11 protein-coding genes, 3 other RNA genes and 2 pseudogenes are annotated in these 17,215 nt (G+C 64.4%); 13 read left to right on the top strand and 3 right to left on the bottom strand.

The window, feature by feature from the left end; all coding sequences use genetic code 11:
- Positions 1-220: 220 nt before the first annotated feature.
- The 5 genes from kduD to XpopCFBP1817_RS13900 all read left to right on the top strand — a co-directional run bounded on the left by kduD (position 221) and on the right by XpopCFBP1817_RS13900 (position 6,340).
- On the top strand, positions 221-976 hold the full coding sequence (gene kduD, locus XpopCFBP1817_RS13920; protein ID WP_128417577.1) for a 2-dehydro-3-deoxy-D-gluconate 5-dehydrogenase KduD: 756 nt from the start codon (positions 221-223) through the stop codon (positions 974-976).
- A gap of 213 nt (positions 977-1,189) precedes the next feature.
- A non-coding RNA gene (locus XpopCFBP1817_RS13915) (sX9 sRNA) lies at positions 1,190-1,266 on the top strand.
- A 117-nt stretch (positions 1,267-1,383) separates the two neighbouring features.
- On the top strand, positions 1,384-2,046 hold the full coding sequence (locus XpopCFBP1817_RS13910) for an RpiB/LacA/LacB family sugar-phosphate isomerase (protein WP_128417576.1): 663 nt from the start codon (positions 1,384-1,386) through the stop codon (positions 2,044-2,046).
- 121 nt (positions 2,047-2,167) lie between these two features.
- Positions 2,168-4,396 (top strand): S9 family peptidase, encoded by a 2,229-nt coding sequence (locus XpopCFBP1817_RS13905; protein WP_128417575.1) that lies wholly within the window; start codon positions 2,168-2,170, stop codon positions 4,394-4,396.
- Between the two features lie 153 nt (positions 4,397-4,549).
- Positions 4,550-6,340, top strand: a complete 1,791-nt coding sequence (locus XpopCFBP1817_RS13900; RefSeq protein ID WP_128417574.1) for a DUF885 domain-containing protein — start codon at positions 4,550-4,552, stop codon at positions 6,338-6,340.
- A 127-nt stretch (positions 6,341-6,467) separates the two neighbouring features.
- Here XpopCFBP1817_RS13900 and XpopCFBP1817_RS13895 read toward each other — a convergent pair whose 3' ends face one another.
- Positions 6,468-6,923, bottom strand: a complete 456-nt coding sequence (locus XpopCFBP1817_RS13895; RefSeq protein ID WP_128417573.1) for a hypothetical protein — start codon at positions 6,921-6,923, stop codon at positions 6,468-6,470.
- A gap of 60 nt (positions 6,924-6,983) precedes the next feature.
- Positions 6,984-7,060: non-coding RNA, sX9 sRNA (locus XpopCFBP1817_RS13890), on the bottom strand.
- 212 nt (positions 7,061-7,272) lie between these two features.
- Between XpopCFBP1817_RS13890 and XpopCFBP1817_RS13885 the strand changes: the two genes are divergently transcribed.
- The 3 genes from XpopCFBP1817_RS13885 to XpopCFBP1817_RS13875 all read left to right on the top strand — a co-directional run bounded on the left by XpopCFBP1817_RS13885 (position 7,273) and on the right by XpopCFBP1817_RS13875 (position 11,578).
- A complete protein-coding gene (locus tag XpopCFBP1817_RS13885; RefSeq protein WP_208619620.1) occupies positions 7,273-7,515 on the top strand; it encodes a hypothetical protein in 243 nt (80 codons plus the stop codon).
- A 258-nt stretch (positions 7,516-7,773) separates the two neighbouring features.
- On the top strand, positions 7,774-8,763 hold the full coding sequence (gene hemB / locus XpopCFBP1817_RS13880; protein WP_128417571.1) for a porphobilinogen synthase: 990 nt from the start codon (positions 7,774-7,776) through the stop codon (positions 8,761-8,763).
- A 295-nt stretch (positions 8,764-9,058) separates the two neighbouring features.
- Positions 9,059-11,578, top strand: a complete 2,520-nt coding sequence (locus XpopCFBP1817_RS13875) for a PepSY domain-containing protein (RefSeq protein WP_128417570.1) — start codon at positions 9,059-9,061, stop codon at positions 11,576-11,578.
- A 106-nt stretch (positions 11,579-11,684) separates the two neighbouring features.
- Here XpopCFBP1817_RS13875 and XpopCFBP1817_RS13870 read toward each other — a convergent pair.
- A pseudogene (locus tag XpopCFBP1817_RS13870) lies at positions 11,685-12,562 on the bottom strand (TolB family protein).
- Positions 12,563-12,614: 52 nt separating this feature from the next.
- Here XpopCFBP1817_RS13870 and aroE point away from each other — a divergent pair.
- The 5 genes and pseudogenes from aroE to XpopCFBP1817_RS13840 all read left to right on the top strand — a co-directional run bounded on the left by aroE (position 12,615) and on the right by XpopCFBP1817_RS13840 (position 17,101).
- Positions 12,615-13,466 (top strand): shikimate dehydrogenase, encoded by an 852-nt coding sequence (aroE, locus tag XpopCFBP1817_RS13865; RefSeq protein WP_128417569.1) that lies wholly within the window; start codon positions 12,615-12,617, stop codon positions 13,464-13,466.
- A gap of 12 nt (positions 13,467-13,478) precedes the next feature.
- Positions 13,479-13,829, top strand: coding sequence for a hypothetical protein (locus XpopCFBP1817_RS13860; protein WP_128417568.1), 351 nt, complete (start codon positions 13,479-13,481; stop codon positions 13,827-13,829).
- Between the two features lie 295 nt (positions 13,830-14,124).
- Entirely contained in the window at positions 14,125-16,257 is a 2,133-nt protein-coding gene (gene dinG, locus XpopCFBP1817_RS13850; protein WP_128417567.1) for an ATP-dependent DNA helicase DinG, read from the top strand.
- Positions 16,258-16,533: 276 nt separating this feature from the next.
- Positions 16,534-16,888, top strand: a pseudogene (locus tag XpopCFBP1817_RS13845) (winged helix-turn-helix domain-containing protein); the annotation flags it as partial.
- 136 nt (positions 16,889-17,024) lie between these two features.
- A non-coding RNA gene (locus XpopCFBP1817_RS13840) (sX9 sRNA) lies at positions 17,025-17,101 on the top strand.
- The last annotated feature ends 114 nt before the right edge of the window (positions 17,102-17,215 follow it).

Below are 17,215 nucleotides of genomic sequence, written 5' to 3'. Positions count from 1 at the left end.
ATGTCTGTCGTTCTCCGCTGGCAGGGCGTCAAGTCAATGATGGCAGATTGCTGGGGTTTTTAGAGGCTCCTTTAAGTGACACTGGCTCTTGCAAGGCAGTCACTCAGTTAATGCGATAGCGCCATTAACGCGACAGCCCAACTAAATGCAATCGGCCGCGCATCGCGCGTACGCGCTTCACTCAACTAACGTGGCATCACCCAGCAGGAGCGATAAGGTAATGAGCAATCCGTTCAGCCTCGAAGGCAAGGTTGCACTGGTCACCGGTGCCAATACGGGCCTGGGCCAGGGCATCGCGCTGGCACTGGCGCAGGCCGGTGCCGACATCGCCGCTGCCGGCATCCAGGCGCCGACCGAGACCGAAACACTGGTCAAGGGCCTGGGCCGCCGCTTCATCGCCATCCAGGCCAACCTGATCAGCCTTGAACCGGTGGAACGCATCCTCAGCCAGACCCTGACCGGGCTTGGCCGCCTGGACATCCTGGTCAACAACGCCGGCCTGATCCGCCGCACCGATGCGGTGGATTTCAGCGAGCAGGATTGGGACGACGTGATGAACGTCAATCTGAAATCGGCCTTTTTCCTCGCCCAGGCCGCCGGCCGCCATTTCATCGCGCAGCGCAGCGGCAAGATCATCAACATCGCCTCGATGCTGTCGTTTCAGGGCGGCATCCGCGTACCGTCCTACACCGCCAGCAAGTCCGGCATCGCCGGCATCACCCGCTTGCTGGCCAACGAGTGGGGCAGCAAGGGCGTGACCACCAATGCCATTGCGCCCGGCTATATGACCACCGACAACACCGCCCAGCTGCGTGCCGACCAGGACCGCAACAAGTCCATCCTGGACCGCATCCCGGCCGCGCTCTGGGGCGTACCGGCCGACCTCGGCGGCACCGCAGTATTCCTGGCTAGCAGTGCCTCGGACTACGTCAACGGCGCCATCATCCCGGTCGACGGCGGCTGGCTGGCACGCTGAGTCAAACGCGCTTTCTAGCGGGTATTGCGTCATTCCGTCTCCCGCCCGGAGAAGGTGCCCCAAGGGCGGATGAGGGGCGGCAAGTGCGTACATCGACCAAGCGCGCGCTGCATGTCCCGCAACGTGGCTTCCGTTCTCGATCGGAGTCTTAGAACGGCTAACAAAACTACTGCGCTCACCGCCAGGCGGGCGCGGCCGGTGCTCGGAATCGGCATGTACCACTCGTACACTCCGGTTCTGAGCGCGCTGTCCGCACCCACCTGACGACTGCTCGCTACGTTTTGTTAGCCGCTCTTAATCCCTCTCGGACAAGGCGCTGGAAAGGCGGATCAACACAGCACCCAAGCGCATACACCAACCACATTCCACATTCCAAACAACGTCCCCAAACCAAGCGGAGCATCCCCATGAAAATCGCACTCATGAATGAGTTCAGTCAGGCCGGCAAGAACCCGGTGATCCTGCAGCAGCTCAACGAGGTTGCCGGCGAACAAGGCCACAGCGTGTTCAACGTCGGCATGGACGGCGACAACGACCACCGCCTGACCTACATCCACCTGGGCATCGTCGCCAGTCTGCTGCTGAACTCCAAGGCCGTGGACTTCGTCGTCGCCGGCTGCGGCACCGGTCAGGGCGCGATGATGTCGCTCAACGCGCATCCGGGCGTGGTCTGCGGCTACTGCATCGAGCCGACCGACGCCTACCTGTTCGCCCAGGTCAACAACGGCAACGCGCTGGCGCTGGCCTTCGCCAAGGGCTATGGCTGGGGTGCGGAGATCAACGTGCGCTACATCTTCGAAAAGGCCTTCAGCGGCGAGCGCGGCCTGGGCTACCCGGCCGAGCGTCGCGAATCGCAGGCCGCTAACGCCGCCATCCTGACCCAGCTCAAGCAGGCCATCGCCAAGTCCTACCTCGACGGCCTGCGCGCCATCGACCCGGAACTGATCAAGCAGGCCGTGGGCGGCGAGCGCTTCCAGCAGTGCTTCTTCGACAACGCACAGGACGCCGAGATCCGCACCTTCGTCGCCGACGTACTGGGCAAGTCAGAAGCCGCCGCGGCAGCTGCCTGACCGCCTAAAGCCCCTCTTCGGTCGGGAGAGGGGGTGAGGGTACGGTGCCCCAACATGCCCACCGCTTCTCAAACACCTGACACCCATGCATCCTGTCCCAGCACTCCCGCCAGGATCTTCAATGCGTTCCCTGTTGGCCGCCCTTGCCCTCATGCTCAGCACCCTCACTAGCGCCCACGCCGAAAAACTCACTCTTGAAGCCATCACCGGCCCGTTGCCGCTCTCCGGCCCGACGTTGATGAAGCCTAAGGTCGCACCCGACGGTTCGCGCGTGACCTTCCTGCGCTGCAAGGACAGCGACCGCAATCAGCTGGATCTGTGGGAATACGACATCGCCAGCGGCCAGACCCGCCTGCTGGTTGATTCCAAGGTCGTCTTACCCGGCAATGAAGTCTTGAGCGATGTCGAAAAGGCACGCCGCGAACGCCAACGCATCGCCGCCTTCGCCGGAATCGTCGATTATCAATGGGCGCCGGATGCGCAGGCATTGCTGTTTCCACTCGGTGGCGAGTTGTATCTGTACGAGCTGCGTAAAACCGGCGCGGCAGCGGTGCGCAAACTCACCAACGGCGAAGGCTTCGCCACCGACCCCAAGCTCTCGCCCAAAGGCGGCTTCGTCAGCTTCGTGCGGCAGCGCAATCTGTGGGTGATCGATCTGGCCAGTGGTAAGCAGCTGCAGCTCACGCGCGATGGCAGCGAGGCCATCGGCAACGGCGTGGCCGAGTTCGTTGCTGACGAAGAAATGGATCGCCACACCGGCTATTGGTGGGCGCCGGACGATTCGGCGATCGCATTTGCGCGCATCGACGAGTCCGGCGTGCCAGTGCAAAAGCGCCCGGAGGTCTATGCCGACCACACCCAGGTCATCAGCCAACGCTATCCGCAGGCCGGCCAGCCGAACGTGGCGGTGCAGCTCGGCGTGATCGCACCGCATGCCGGTGCTGCCCCACGCTGGATCGACCTGGGCAACAACCCGGACATCTATCTCGCACGCGTGGACTGGCGCGACCCGCAGCGATTGACCTTCCAACGCCAGTCGCGCGATCAGAAAACACTCGAGTTAATCGAAACCACGCTGGCCAGTGGCAAACAACGCGTGCTGATCACCGAGACTTCGCCGACCTGGGTGCCGCTCAACAACGATCTACGTTTTCTCAAGGACGGCCGCTTTCTCTGGAACACCGAGCGCAGCGGCTACGCGCATTTGTATGTGGCATCTGAAGACGGCCGCACGCTCGCGCCGCTGACTTCCGGCGCCTGGGTGGTCGATGCGCTGCTGGCTGTCGATGAGCAAGCCGGCACGGTGTATTTTTCCGCCAGCAAAGAGTCGCCAACCCAGACCCACCTCTACGCCGTACCACTGGCCGGCGGCGCGATCGCAAAACGTTCAAAAACCAATGGTACGCACGCAGCCAGTTTCGCCAGTAATGCCAGCGTGTATGTCGATACCTGGTCGAATACTGCCACGCCGCCGCAGATCGAACTGTTCCGCGTCAATGGCGAAAAAATCGCCACGCTGCTGAAGAACGATCTTGCCGATCCGCAACACCCTTACGCCAAATACCGCGACGCGCAGCGCCCGGTGGAATTCGGCACGCTCACTGCTGCCGACGGCAAGACGCCGCTGCAGTATCGCCTGATCAAACCGGACCACTTCGACCCGGCCAAGCGCTATCCGGTCATGGTGTCTGTGTATGGCGGCCCCGCCGCGCAGACCGTGCTCGATGCCTGGCCCGGCCGTGGCGATGCATTGTTCGATCACTACCTCGCCCAGCGCGGTTATGTGGTGTTCTCGCTGGATAACCGCGGCACCCCGCGGCGCGGCCGCGCCTTCGGCGGCGCGTTGTACGGCAGGCAAGGCACCGTCGAAGTAGACGATCAACTGCAGGGCGTGGCGTGGCTCAAGTCGCAGCGTTGGGTCGATGCAACGCGCATCGGCGTGCAGGGTTGGTCCAACGGCGGCTACATGACGCTGATGCTGCTGGCCAAGCACAGCGAGGCCTATGTCTGCGGTGTGGCCGGCGCGCCGGTCACCGATTGGGGGCTGTACGACACCCACTACACCGAGCGCTACATGGACCTGCCTGCCGGGAATGCCGATGGCTACCGCGGCGCACGCATCGCCACCCATCTGGACGGCCTGCGCGCCAAGCTGCTGCTGATCCACGGCATGGCCGACGACAACGTGCTGTTCACCAATTCCACCGCGCTGATGAGCGAGCTGCAACAGCGCGGTACCGCGTTCGAATTGATGACCTATCCCGGCGCCAAACACGGCTTGTCCGGCACGACTGCGTTGCATCGATACAAGACGGCGGAGGCGTTTATCCAGCGCTGTTTGATGCCCTGACCATCAGTGGCTTGCATTCGCTCGCGGCCGGGCTGCTCTTGTCAGCCTGCCGCCCGAGGCACACCGCACCCCTGCGGGCCATGACCTAAGACGGATTGCCGCATCCGCCGCAGATGGGTAGGGTCGCGCTACTCAAACTTGCGGATCCGCGTCATGAAACCACTTGTTCTCGCCGTCGCGCTGGCGCTCGGTTCCTCGCTGCCGTTGCAGGCACAGACGGGTAAAACCGCGCAGGCCCAGCCTGCCACGCCTGCCTGGGTGCAGACCAGCAATGGCTATGCGCAGATCCTGCTCAACGCCCAGGCACCGTTTCAGCCCGAAGACGCCAGCTTCTTCGGCGTGCCGGGCTACGACGATCAGGTCATCGACCTGGGTCCAGACAACGCCGCACGCTACCGCGATGCGATGCGCAAGGCGCGCGCTGCGTTGCAGACCAAGCTGGCTACCGAGCGCGATGCCAACGTGCGTCAGGATCTGCAGATCATGATCGGCGCGGCCGAACAGAACATCGAAGGCAGCGAGCTCAACGAGCGCTACCTGTTGCCGTGGAACGACGCCCCGCAGCTGGTCTTCAGTGGCCTCAACGGGTTGTTGTCCGACCAGACCGTGCCCGAGCGCCGCGCCAAGGCGCTGGATCGCCTCAAGCGTTACGTCGGCCTGCTGCCGGGCAGCACGCCCACCACCACGTTGGCCCGTCAGCGCTATGAAGAACAGCTCAGCAACACCGCCTTGTTGCAGCCAACCGAACGCGAAGTAGAGCAGGCGCTGGCAAACGTGGACACCTACGTCGCCGGCATCGGCGAGCTGTTCGCCAAGTACAAGATCGCCGGTGCCGACGAAGCGCTCAAGGCCATGTCCACCCAACTCAAGGATTACGCCAAGTGGACGCGCAGCAGCGTGTTGCCCAAAGCGCGCAAGGACACTCGTCTGCCGGAGCCGCTGTATGCGTTCCAGCTCAAGCAGGTCGGCATCGATATCGCCCCGCAGCAGTTGATCCAGCGCGCGCAACTGGAATTCATGGAAACCCGCTCGGTCATGCAACAGCTCGCACCGTTGGTGGCCAAGGCCAAGGGCGTGCAGGGCAGTGATTACGTGCAGGTCATCCGTGCGCTCAAAGGCAACAAAATCGCCGACGACCAGCTGGAAACCCACTACCGCGGCGTGATCGACCAGATCGACCCGATCATCCGTCAGCAGCGCATCGTCGATGTGCCCAACCGCCCGATGCAGATGCGCCTGGGCAGCGCGGCCGAAAGCGCCGCCCAACCGGCACCGCACTTCCTGCCGGCACCGCTGATCGGCAACACCGGCCAGCAGGGCCAGTTCGTGCTGCCGCTGGGCAACCCGACCGCCGACGGCGCCAAGAAGGAGCAGTACGACGACTTCAACTTCGGCTCCGCCGCCTGGACGCTCAGCGCGCATGAAGGCCGCCCCGGCCACGAGCTGCAGTTCACCGCCATGGTCGAACGCGGCGTCTCGCTCGCACGCAGCCTGTTCGCGTTCAACTCGGTCAACGTCGAAGGCTGGGCGCTGTACGCCGAAGCCGAAATGGTGCCGTACGAACCACTCGACGGCCAGCTGATCGCCCTGCAGTTCCGCCTGCTGCGCGCCGCCCGCGCCATGCTCGACCCGATGCTCAACCTGGGCCTGATCGACCGCGAACGCGCACGCCAGGTGCTGGAAGACGACGTCGGCCTTTCGCCTGCCATGACCCGCCAGGAACTGGACCGCTACACCGTCCGCGCCCCCGGCCAGGCCGGCAGCTACTTCTACGGCTACGCCCGCATCCTGGAACTGCGCATGCGCACCGAGCTGGCACTCGGCAAAAAGTTCGACCGCCTGGCCTTCAACAACTTCCTGCTCGATCAGGGCCTGCTGCCGCCGGATCAGCTGGCCAAGGCGGTGGAGACGCAGTTTGTTCCTGCGCAACAACGCAAGCGCTAAGCGGTTCAACGCTGCGTCAAAAGAGGCTGCGTGAAAAACGTAGGGCGCGATGGAGCTTGAATCAGCCAACCATCGCGCACTGCTGCACTGCTGCCTTCGCAAACGCTTTCGAATCTTGTGGATCGCCTCAGCGAGTTGGAGGCGGTATATCTGGCGCAGCGCGCTGCTGCGCACTCGCCGGCACCCAGATCGCCATACCAGCCGCGCGCTTCTGCGTGGTCGGGATCCCGATCCCCAGCCCGCCACCAACGCGGCCGCCGTAGCTGCCACCGCCCACCGACAGGCCGCCGCCGGAGCGTTCCGAGCCTACGCCGACGATGACCACGCCGTTGGCGCCGAGTTTGGCGGCTTCGCGCTTGAGCCGCATCACGGCCGCGTCGGTCTGACCTTGGGTACCGAAGCCGGCCGCGCTGGTGGATTCGAGCTGGGCGATTTCTACCGAGCCAACCGGGGCATTGGAATACACCTGGACCTGCGCCGGGTCGATCGGCGCGCGCGCCTGTCCCAGCATCACCTTGGAGCTGCTGGCGCAGCCGGCCAGCAACACGGCTAGCGCAGCGGCGATGACGACATGCTTGTTCATGATGTGGCACCCCTGTTTGACGGCAGTGACAGCGATGATCCGGCGCCCGGACTGAAGAGTGGTTAACAAGACGGTGCGAGCAGTCATCAGGTGGGTGCGGGCGGCGCGCTCAGAACCGCAGTGTACGAGCTGTACATGCCGATTCCGGACACCGGCCGCGCCCGCCTGGCGACTGCGCAGTCGTTTTGCCAGCCGCTCTCGATCGCGCCGGACGTTGCCGCACCCTCGCCATGCCAGTGTGAGGTTGCCGCCAAGCCGCCATTGGTCAGGGTGACCACCCGCCCGCGGCGTCTTGGCGGGCACAGCGCTAAGCTCAGGTCTCATTTGAATTTCGAGGTGGCACGTGGGAGTGATCAGTCTGGTATGGGGCATTGTGGCGCTGCTGTGGATGATTCTGGCCTTCATCCCGTTGTTGGGCTGGGGCAACTGGTTCCTGATTCCGTTTGCGGCGGTGGGCGTGCTGATCGCCGCGATCGCGCTGTTGTTCACCTCGGCCGGCCACCGCGGGCGGGCCAAGACCGGCTTGCTGCTCAACGGTCTGGTGATCGTGGTCGGTGTGATCCGTTTGGGCCTGGGCGGTGGCGTGATCTAAAAAGCGGCATTGCTTTCGGAGCAGGTCTTGCTACCTGATAGGGCCTTGCGTCGGCTGGCGATGAACAAGATCTATGCACGCCACCACCGCCATCCGAGTGCGTTCCCCGCATGCTGAACTGCTTCCATTGTCCAGCCTGATGGTGCTGGCATTGAGCGCGGCGCGGTCTTGCCTGTTGCAGCGCTGCGACACAGCGTCGCAGCGCGCTCGGCGACGGATGGCGGGCGTAAACTTGCGGGCTGCTGACAGGAGCCCACGATGGCCCATCCTCACTACCGCCCCCGCCGCATGCGCCACGATGCGTTTTCGCGTCGGTTGATGCGCGAAAACACGCTGACCTCCGATGATTTGATCTGGCCGGTGTTTGTGCATGAATTGTCTGGCCGCGCACCGATCGCCTCGATGCCGGGCGTGGAGCGCCTGTCGCTGGATGAGTTGTTGCGCGAAGCCGAAGCGGCGTTGGAGTTGGGCATTCCGGTGATCGATCTGTTCCCGGTAATCGACCCGTCCGGCAAGAGCCTGGACGCGGCCGAAGCCTGGAATCCGGACGGTCTGGCGCAGCGGGCGGTGCGTGCGCTGACATCGCGGTTTCCCGAACTTGGCATCATGACCGACGTGGCGCTGGATCCGTACACCACACACGGCCAGGACGGCATTATCGACGACAAGGGCTATGTGCTCAACGAGATCACCGTCGAAGCACTGGTCAAGCAGTCGCTGTCGCATGCGGAAGCCGGCGTGGACATCATTTCGCCCTCGGACATGATGGATGGGCGCATCGGTGCGATCCGCCGCGCGCTGGATGCGCAGGACCATCTCAACGTGCGCATCATGGCGTATTCGGCCAAGTACGCCTCGGCGTTTTACGGCCCGTTCCGCGATGCGGTGGGCAGTGCCGGCAATCTGGGCAAGGCCGACAAGACCACTTATCAGATGGACCCTGCCAACAGCGACGAGGCGATGCGCGAGATCGCGCTGGACCTGGAAGAAGGCGCGGACATGGTGATGGTCAAGCCGGGCATGCCGTATCTGGATGTGGTGCGGCGGGTCAAAGAAGAGTTCCGCGTGCCCACCTTCGCCTATCAGGTCAGCGGCGAGTACGCGATGCTCAAGGCGGCTGCCGCCAATGGTTGGCTGGACGAGCGCACGTGCGTGCTGGAAGCGTTGATGGCCTTCAAGCGCGCCGGCGCCGATGGCGTATTGACCTATTTCGCGCCGCAAGTGGCGCGTTGGTTGCGCGAGGGCTGAGTACGTTGATGTGGTTGGTACGTGGGAGGCGTTGGTGTGTCTCCTACAGATGTCATGTGGTTAGCTGATGCGTTGAAGTCAGCGTTTTGGTCCTGCTTTGATTTTTACCAGCGTTATGGGCCGTGTGCCGGCGAATCAGTCGTGGGTGCGGGGCCTGTCTCGCAGTCGCAGCAATACGTGCGTTGGTCTGAGTGAGCGGGCCTGCAATCGCTCAGCCACTGCAGCTTGGTCCACGCAAACTGCGATAACGATTCTCATCTACAATGGCGAACCCATTGTTCCAGGCTGCTCTGGCGTGCTCAAGACCGTTCTGTTCCAACTGCACTGGCTGTTCGGCATCACCGCCGGGCTGGTGCTGTCGGTGATGGGGCTGACCGGCGCGTTGATGTCGTTCGAAAACGAAATCGTGCGGCTGGCCAATCCGGCCATCGCGCAATTGGCCCAGCGGCATGCGGCAGGCGAGCGGCCGATGCCGCTCGACGCATTGCTCCGCAAGCTCGATCTGGACCAGCAACAAGCGGTCACGCGCATGCTGATCGACCCCACCGGCGCGCGTCCGTCCACCGTACGCCTGGCCGGCAACGGTGGCGGCCGGGTGTATTTCGATCCGTATACCGGCGAGAAGGTCGCGGCTCCGCGGCTGAGTGGCGCGTTTGCAGTGATCGAAGACCTGCATCGCCATCTGACCGCCGGCAAGCGCGGTCAGGCGGTGACCGGTGCGAGCACCTTGATCCTGCTGTTCTTCTGCGCGTCGGGCCTGTATCTGCGTTGGCCGCGACGTTGGTGGAGTCTGCGCACCTGGTGGGCGGTGGAATGGCGGCGGCAGGGGCGCAGTTTTCTGTGGAGCCTGCACGCGGTGTTCGGCACCTGGTGCCTGCTGGTCTATTTGTTGGTTGCGCTGACCGGGCTGACCTGGTCCTACAACTGGTATCGCGATGGCATGGTGGCCTTGCTCGGCACCGAGCCGGCGATGCGTGGCGGCGGGCGCAATCAGCGGCTGGCCACGGTGGATTTCACACGCGTGCAGCGCACGCTCGACGGCATCCCGGCCACGCGCACTTCTGCGCTGGATCTGCGCATTCCCACACGTGCTGGGCAACCGCTGAGCGCGCGGTTTTTGCCCGACACTCCCGACCACGATCGCGCCTACGACAATCTGGAAATCGAGCCTGCTAGCGGCACGCTGCTGAAACGTCAGGACTACGCGTTGTTGCCATACGGGCAGCAGTTGCTGGTCAGCATGTTTCCGCTGCATTCGGGCAGTTTCTTCGGTCTGCCGGGTCGCATCGTGGTGATGCTGGCCAGTGTCGGCATGTCGGTGTTCTTCGTCACCGGCTGGATGCTGTATCTGGATCGCCGCCGCAAGAAGCGCGAACTGCGTGCCGCGCGCGTTCTATTGCACAGTGCAGCGGCGGCCTCGCAAGCCGAGCCGTGGCTGATCGGGTTTGCCAGCCAGAGCGGGTTTGCCGAACGGCTGGCCTGGCAGGCCGCCGGGCATCTGCAGGCCGCCGGCTTGCCGGTGCAGGTGCGCTCGCTGGCGCAGCTCGACGCGCAGCATCTGCAAGCCACCCGGCATGCACTATTCGTGATCAGCACCTTCGGGGATGGTGAGCCGCCGGATGCGGCGCGCGGTTTCGAACGCGCCTTGCTGCGTCAGCGCCTGGCGTTGCCGCAGCTGGCGTATGCGGTGCTTGCATTGGGCGACCGTCAATACGCGCAATTTTGCGGATTTTCGCGGCGGATCGAGCAGTGGTTGAACACGCAAGGCGCGCAGCCGTTGTTCCCCGCAGTGGAAATGGACAACGCCGATCCGCAGGCCTTGGCGCAGTGGCATGCGCAGTTGGGGCAGATCGCTGGCGCACCGGTTGCCGCGATCCCGCTGGCGCGCTCGCAGCTGATGCAGTGGATGCTGTCATCGCGCACCCACCTCAACCCGGGTAGCGAAGGCGCGCCGATCTGGCGCATCGATCTGCAGCCACCGGCCGATGCGCACTGGCAGGCCGGCGACATCCTCGAAATACATCCCGCGCATGCCGACGTGCAGGTGCGGACCTGTCTGGCCGCGTGGGGATTGCAGCCCGATGCGCTGGTGCATGCCAACGCGCAATTGCTGCCGCTCCATCACGCCGCTGCCGAGCGGGTGTTGCCGGAATCGCCCACAACGCCACCGATCTCCATTCCCGATCCACAAACATGGCTGGACGCGTGCGCCTGGCTACCCACCCGCGATTACTCGCTCGCCAGCGTGCCAGCCGATGGCAGCGCGACCGCCGTCGTGCGCCTGACCACCTGCGCCGATGGTAGCCCCGGCCTGGGCTCGGGGTGGCTGATCTGTCATGCGCCTGTCGGCGCGCTGGTGCATGCGCGTCTGCGCACCAATCCCGGTTTCCATCGCGTCGAACACGCGCCGATGGTGTTGATCGGCAACGGCACCGGTATCGCCGGCTTGCGCGGCCTGCTGCGCGAGGCCGAGCTGGCAGGCGTGCACGGACATTGGCTGCTGTTCGGCGAACGTCACGCCGCCCATGATCGGCTGTTTGCCGATGAACTGCAGGCCTGGCAGGGCAGTGGTCACCTGCAGCAGCTGGATTGGGTGTTCTCGCGCGACCAGGCGCACAAGCGCTATGTGCAGCATCAACTGCGCGAGGCTGGCGATGCGCTGCGCCACTGGATCGATCGCGGCGCGGTGATGTACGTGTGTGGCAGCCTGGACAGCATGGCGCGCGAAGTTGATGGTGCGCTGCGCGAGATTCTGGGCCAGACGCGGTTGGAGTCGTTGACCGCAGCGGGTCGTTATCGGCGCGATGTGTATTGAGCGCGGCGAAAACAGACTGACGACAGCCGATCCGTCGAACAGCAGTGGCTAACCAAATCTAGCGAATGCCCGCCAGGCGGCCGCGCAAGAGGTTTGCCAACCGCGCTCAACAGCAGCTCGCATCCCCACCCACCACCGGCGCCTTCATCCGGTAGCTATCCAGTTGCCCCGCACGCGCCGCGCGCGCTGCGGTCACCAGCACTCGCCCGGCTTGGCCGCGTCCACCACGACGCCGACGGTGCGTTTCTGCAGCCCGTTGGACGACAGTGGCAGCGCCTGGCCCGCGCCGTAATGCCCGTCCTTGCACGCCGCCAGAAATCACTGGCGGGGCCCATCTTGCTGGCCGCGCCCACCCACCAGCCCACGTCCATCGCCGAGTCAGGCCGCATCCAGCTCATCGGCAGCGCTGTTGATATCGCTCAACGCCACCGGCGCAACGAAGGCCTGCCCATCCCAGCGCGCCACGAACACCTCCATCCCGCCGGCACCGCCGTGCCCATCGCTGGCGAACAGCAGGCGCGTGCCGTCCCATGACAGGGTCGGGGAGCGCTCGTTGCCGCAGCTTTTGAACGCCGCGTCCAGCGATTGCGCCGCACCGATTAGGCCCTGCGTCTCCACCGGCGGGCGATACAGATCCGCGCCGCCGACACCGCCATGCCGGGTGGAGGCGAACGGCAGCCAGCGGCCATCGGCACTGAACAGCGGCGAGGTCTCGTCCTGGGCAATGTTGATCGGCAGCGGCTGGGCGTTCTGCCAGCGCCCGCCGCTCAATTGGGCTTGCCACAGATCCCAGCCGCCGGCGCCCCCGGCACGGTCGCTGGCCCAGACGCTGGGCTGCCCGTCCGGGCTCAGCGTGGCGCGCGCTTCGTTGGCCGGCGTGGAGACCATGCCCATGCCTTCGATGCCGAATTCGGCAAGCCCCGACGCAGCCGGGACGAAGAGTAAACTTGCCGCCAGCACGAGCAGCGTCCATCCAAGTTGCATGCGGTGTTCCTGCCCCAAGTCGCGCACAGTCTAGTCAACCAGAGAACGTTTCATGCCCGTATCCCGTTATGCCGTGTTCGGTCACCCCGTCGCCCATTCGTTGTCGCCGGCCATCCATGCCGACTTCGGGGAGCAGACCGGCATTGCGCTGGACTACATCGCCATCGATGCGCCGCCGGAGGCGTTCACTGCCGTGCTGGAGCGCTTCGCCGATGAAGGCGGCAAAGGGGCAAACGTGACCCTGCCGCTGAAGGAAGCCGCCTGTGCGTTGTCGGCCAGCCTGAGCGATCGCGCGCGTCTGGCCGGTGCGGTCAACACGCTGGTGCGCAACGACGGCCAGTGGCAGGGCGACAACACCGACGGCGTCGGCCTGGTGCGCCACCTCACCGATCGTCACGGCCTGGATCTGCGCGGTCGTCGCGTGCTGTTGCTGGGCGCCGGTGGCGCCGCCCGTGGCGTGGCGCCTGCATTGCTGGACGCGGGCATCACCGAAATGGTGGTGGTGAACCGTTCGCCCGAGCGCGCCGATGCGTTGTGCGATGCGCTGGGCGAACCGGCGCGGGTGATGTCGCGCTATATCGAAGACCTGCGCGATCTGGGCGACTTCGAGCTGATCGTCAATGCCACGGCCGCCGGGCGCGATCGTGACGCCGGTGTGTTCTCGCTGCCGCTGGGGCTGGTCAACAGCCTCACCGCAGCGGTTGATCTCAACTATGGCGAAACGGCCATCGCATTCCTGGCCTGGGCACGTGCGGCGCAATGCCGTTATGCCATCGACGGCCTGGGCATGCTGGTGGAACAGGCTGCCGAAAGCTTCGCGCTATGGCACGGCGTGCGCCCGGACACCAGCCCCGTCTACGCCGCGCTGCGCGCGCGCGAGGCCGTCCTGATCAGCGCCGACTGAGGTGGGCACCGTGTGACCACCACCGAGATTCTGCTGACCCTGGTGACCAGCCTGCTGTCGCGCGTGCCGCTATTGATCGCCTTGCTGCTTGGGTTGGTGCTGCTGTGGCGCGCCCAGCGCGGGCCGTTGCGGCGCGCCGGGCTGGCCGCGCTAGGGGTGCTGCTGGGCTGTTTGCTGGCCGAGGTCGCGTTCCAGGCTATTCCGATGCTGTTGCTGCAACAAGGCAATGTGCGCCAGATCAGCATGGTGGTCGGTGTCGCACACTTCGTGCTGACGGCCGTGCAGGCCGTGGGCATCGGCGTGCTGGTGTGGACGCTGGCGCGCAGCCTGCAACGGCTGCCGCCTGCCAGCGAGCGCGGATGATTCCGATCAAGGCCGTGGGGCTGACCTTGGTCGGCCTGGTCAGCAGTGGCTAAGGCATCTGGACGCTGCTGTCTTCGGACCAACTGGCTGCGTTCAAACGGGGCGGCAGTTTGTACGACCGCTTCTGGCCGACCGGCGTGTGCGTCGGCACCTTGGTCATTGGCCTGGCGATGATGGTGATCTGCGCGGTGTGGGCAGGCCAGGTGTGGCCGCGGCGCGTTTAGCAAAACGATGACGTTCAGTTGCCTGGCACGCCGGTCGCAGCCGCTGCGCCGGTCCGTGCGAAAATAGCGCGATGAGTGAAGTCGCCCCACCGGCCGCGCCGTCGGCGCCCATCCCTCCCCAGCGCACCCTGACCGATCCGGTCAAGGTCAGCATCCGCGAGGCTTACGCCAAGCTGCAGGCCAACACGCCCGGCTTCGCCACACGGCGGGCGCAGAGCCAGATGATCGGCCTGGTCTCGCGCGCGCTGGCAACCTCCGGCGGCATCGGCATCGCCGAAGCGCCGACCGGCGTCGGCAAGAGTCTTGGCTATCTCACTGCCGGCGTGCCGATCGCCCTGGCCACCAAGAAAAAGCTGGTCATCAGCACCGGCACCGTGGCGCTGCAGTCGCAGCTGGTGGAGCGCGATATCCCGGCGTTTCTGAAGGCCACCGGCCTGGAAGCGACCGTGGCGCTGGCCAAGGGCCGCACGCGTTACTTATGCACGCGCAATGCTGCCGAGCTGCAAGGCGAAACCAGCCAGGAAGGCATGTTCGACGACGAGCAGGTGCTCTACGACCGTCCGCTCAGCCCGGCCGATGCCGACCTGGCCAAGCGCCTGGCCAAGGCCTACGCCGAGCGCAGCTGGAACGGCGATCTGGACGACGCGCCAGAGCAGATCTCGGTGCCGCTGCGGCTGCGCATCACCACGCCCGCGTCCGGTTGTGCGGGCCGCCGCTGCAGCTACGCCACGCAGTGCCCGGTGCTCAGGGCACGCACCGATGTGCGCGACGCGCAGATCGTGGTCACCAACCACGCCTTGCTGCTGTCTTCGCTGTCGCTGGGCGATGCCGAAAACGGCCAGCCGTTGATTGCCCCGCCCGCCGACATGCTGCTGGTTCTCGACGAAGGCCATCACGTTGCCGGCGTGGCGATCGACCAGGGCGCGGCCAATCTGCCATTGGACGAAATGGCCAAGCGCACCGGTCGGTTGCAGATCCTCATCGCCGCCGCGTATCGCGCAGTGGACAAGGACAAGATCGGCAACCTGCTTCCCAACGAAGCCATCGATGTCGCCGCGCGCGTGTCCAAATTGCTCAAGGCTTTCCATGCCGAGGTCGAACGCGTGTGGAAGCCCGAACCCGGCGAGCGCGACCCGTTGTGGCGTGCGGCCAATGGCACGCTGCCGCCGCAATGGGGCCCGGCGATCGAAGAACTCGGCGAAGACACCCGCGCGCTGTTCAACTGGGTGCATGCCGCGCACGCTGCGATCGCCAAGGGCAAGCAGGATGATTCCGCGCGCGAACGTCTGCAGCGCAGCCTCGGCCTGGCATTGGAGATGGCCGAACAGCAACACAATCTGTGGAGCGGCTGGCGTCGCGAAGACAAGCAAGGCCAACCGCCGATGGCGCGTTGGATCACGCTCTCGCGCGATGGCGATCTGATCTGCCATTGCTCGCCGGTGTCGGCCGCGCAGGTGCTGCGCACCATGATCTGGAACGAAGTGGATTCGGTGGTGATGACCTCGGCCACGCTCACTGGCGGCGGCGATTTCCAATCCTTCGCCATCGACAACGGCTTACCTGATCACGCCGAGATGGCCTCGTTGGCCTCCCCGTTCGATCTGCCCAACCAGGCCGAATTGATCGTGCCCAATTTTCCGGTCACGCCTGACGATCGCGAAGGTCACCCGAAAGAAGTCGCGCGCTATCTGGTGCGCGAATTGGATTGGAACGCCAAGGGCAGCATCGTGCTGTTCACCTCGCGCTGGAAGATGGAAAAGGTCGCCGACCTGATGCCGTTGGCGCAGCGCAACCGCGTGCTGGTGCAGGGCGAGGGGAACAAGTCGCAACTGATCACCGAACATATGCGTCGCATCGTGGCAGGCGAGGGATCGGTGCTGTTCGGCTTGAATTCGTTCGGCGAAGGTCTGGATCTGCCCGGCGATGCCTGCACCACGGTGGTCATCACCCAGGTGCCGTTCGCGGTGCCGACCGACCCGCAGACCTCCACCCTGAGCGAATGGCTGGAAAGCCGCGGCCACAACGCCTTCAACCTGATCGCCATCCCGCATGCGCTACGCACCCTGACGCAGTTCGCCGGCCGCTTGATCCGCAGTTCCAACGACCACGGCCGCGTGATCATCCTCGACTCGCGCCTGCTGACGCGTCGCTACGGCAAGCGCATTATTGATGCCCTGCCGCCGTTCAAGCGGGTGATCGGTTGATCCAAGGCAGTTATGTATTGCTGCCTTCGATACGTTGCTTAAAAACGGCATATCTTTATGCGATGTAACGCCTTTGACAGCGATCATTCTTCTGGATTAACTATTGATACGGTAAAGATATATTTAAACTTTCTCACCCTGATACTGTCAGACAGCAATGGATAAACAAGACGCAATGCATCGAACGCTGGATCGGTTGCACGAACGGTATAAACAAAGGGGTTCGACTGCATCGCCTTGGCTTTGGTGTGATGCAGATCAGCCAATCTGACCGGGTCGGTGCGGGGCGCTGGCACTTACCTGGCTCGGTGTGGGGTTACGCCGCAAAAGCCGATCAACAAAGCGGACGAGCAGCGTCCAGAAGCGGTGCAGGCGTGGCTGGACCAGACCTATCCGGCGATTGAAAAGCGCGCCGAGGCAGAGCGCGCACAGATACATTGGCGAGACGAAACGGCGTTGGTGAACAGCGATGTGCGCGGTCGTTGCGACGCCCCGGCCGGCAAGACGGCAGTGGCCTTCGCAGTCGGGGTGGGGGCGGCAAAAGCTGTCGATGCTGGCCACCGTCACCACCAAGACAGAAGCGCGCTGGATGATCATTGACGACGCATTCAACGCCGAGAAATTGATCGAATGTCTGGCAGGGCCTCGATCTGGCGCTGGGCGCGCGGCATTGCGGGAAGAAGACGCTTCGCGATATCAAATTAAGAGCGGCTAACAAAACTATTGCGCTCACCGCCAGGCGGGCGCGGCAGGTGCTCGGAATCGGCATGTACCACCCGTACACTCCGGTTCTGAGCGCGCCGTCCGCACACACCTGACGACTGCTCGCTACGTTTTGTTAGCCGCTCTAAATGACTCTTGGATCAACCAAAAGCAACTTGGGGGCACCTCGAACAACCAAGTCGTAGCCGTGGTGACACGCACTGGATGATGACCATACCTTCAAAAAATCAGCGAT

The sequence above is a fragment of the Xanthomonas populi genome (genome assembly GCF_002940065.1).
Classification (GTDB): domain Bacteria; phylum Pseudomonadota; class Gammaproteobacteria; order Xanthomonadales; family Xanthomonadaceae; genus Xanthomonas; species Xanthomonas populi.
This window is presented reverse-complemented; position numbering and strand designations above follow the sequence as displayed.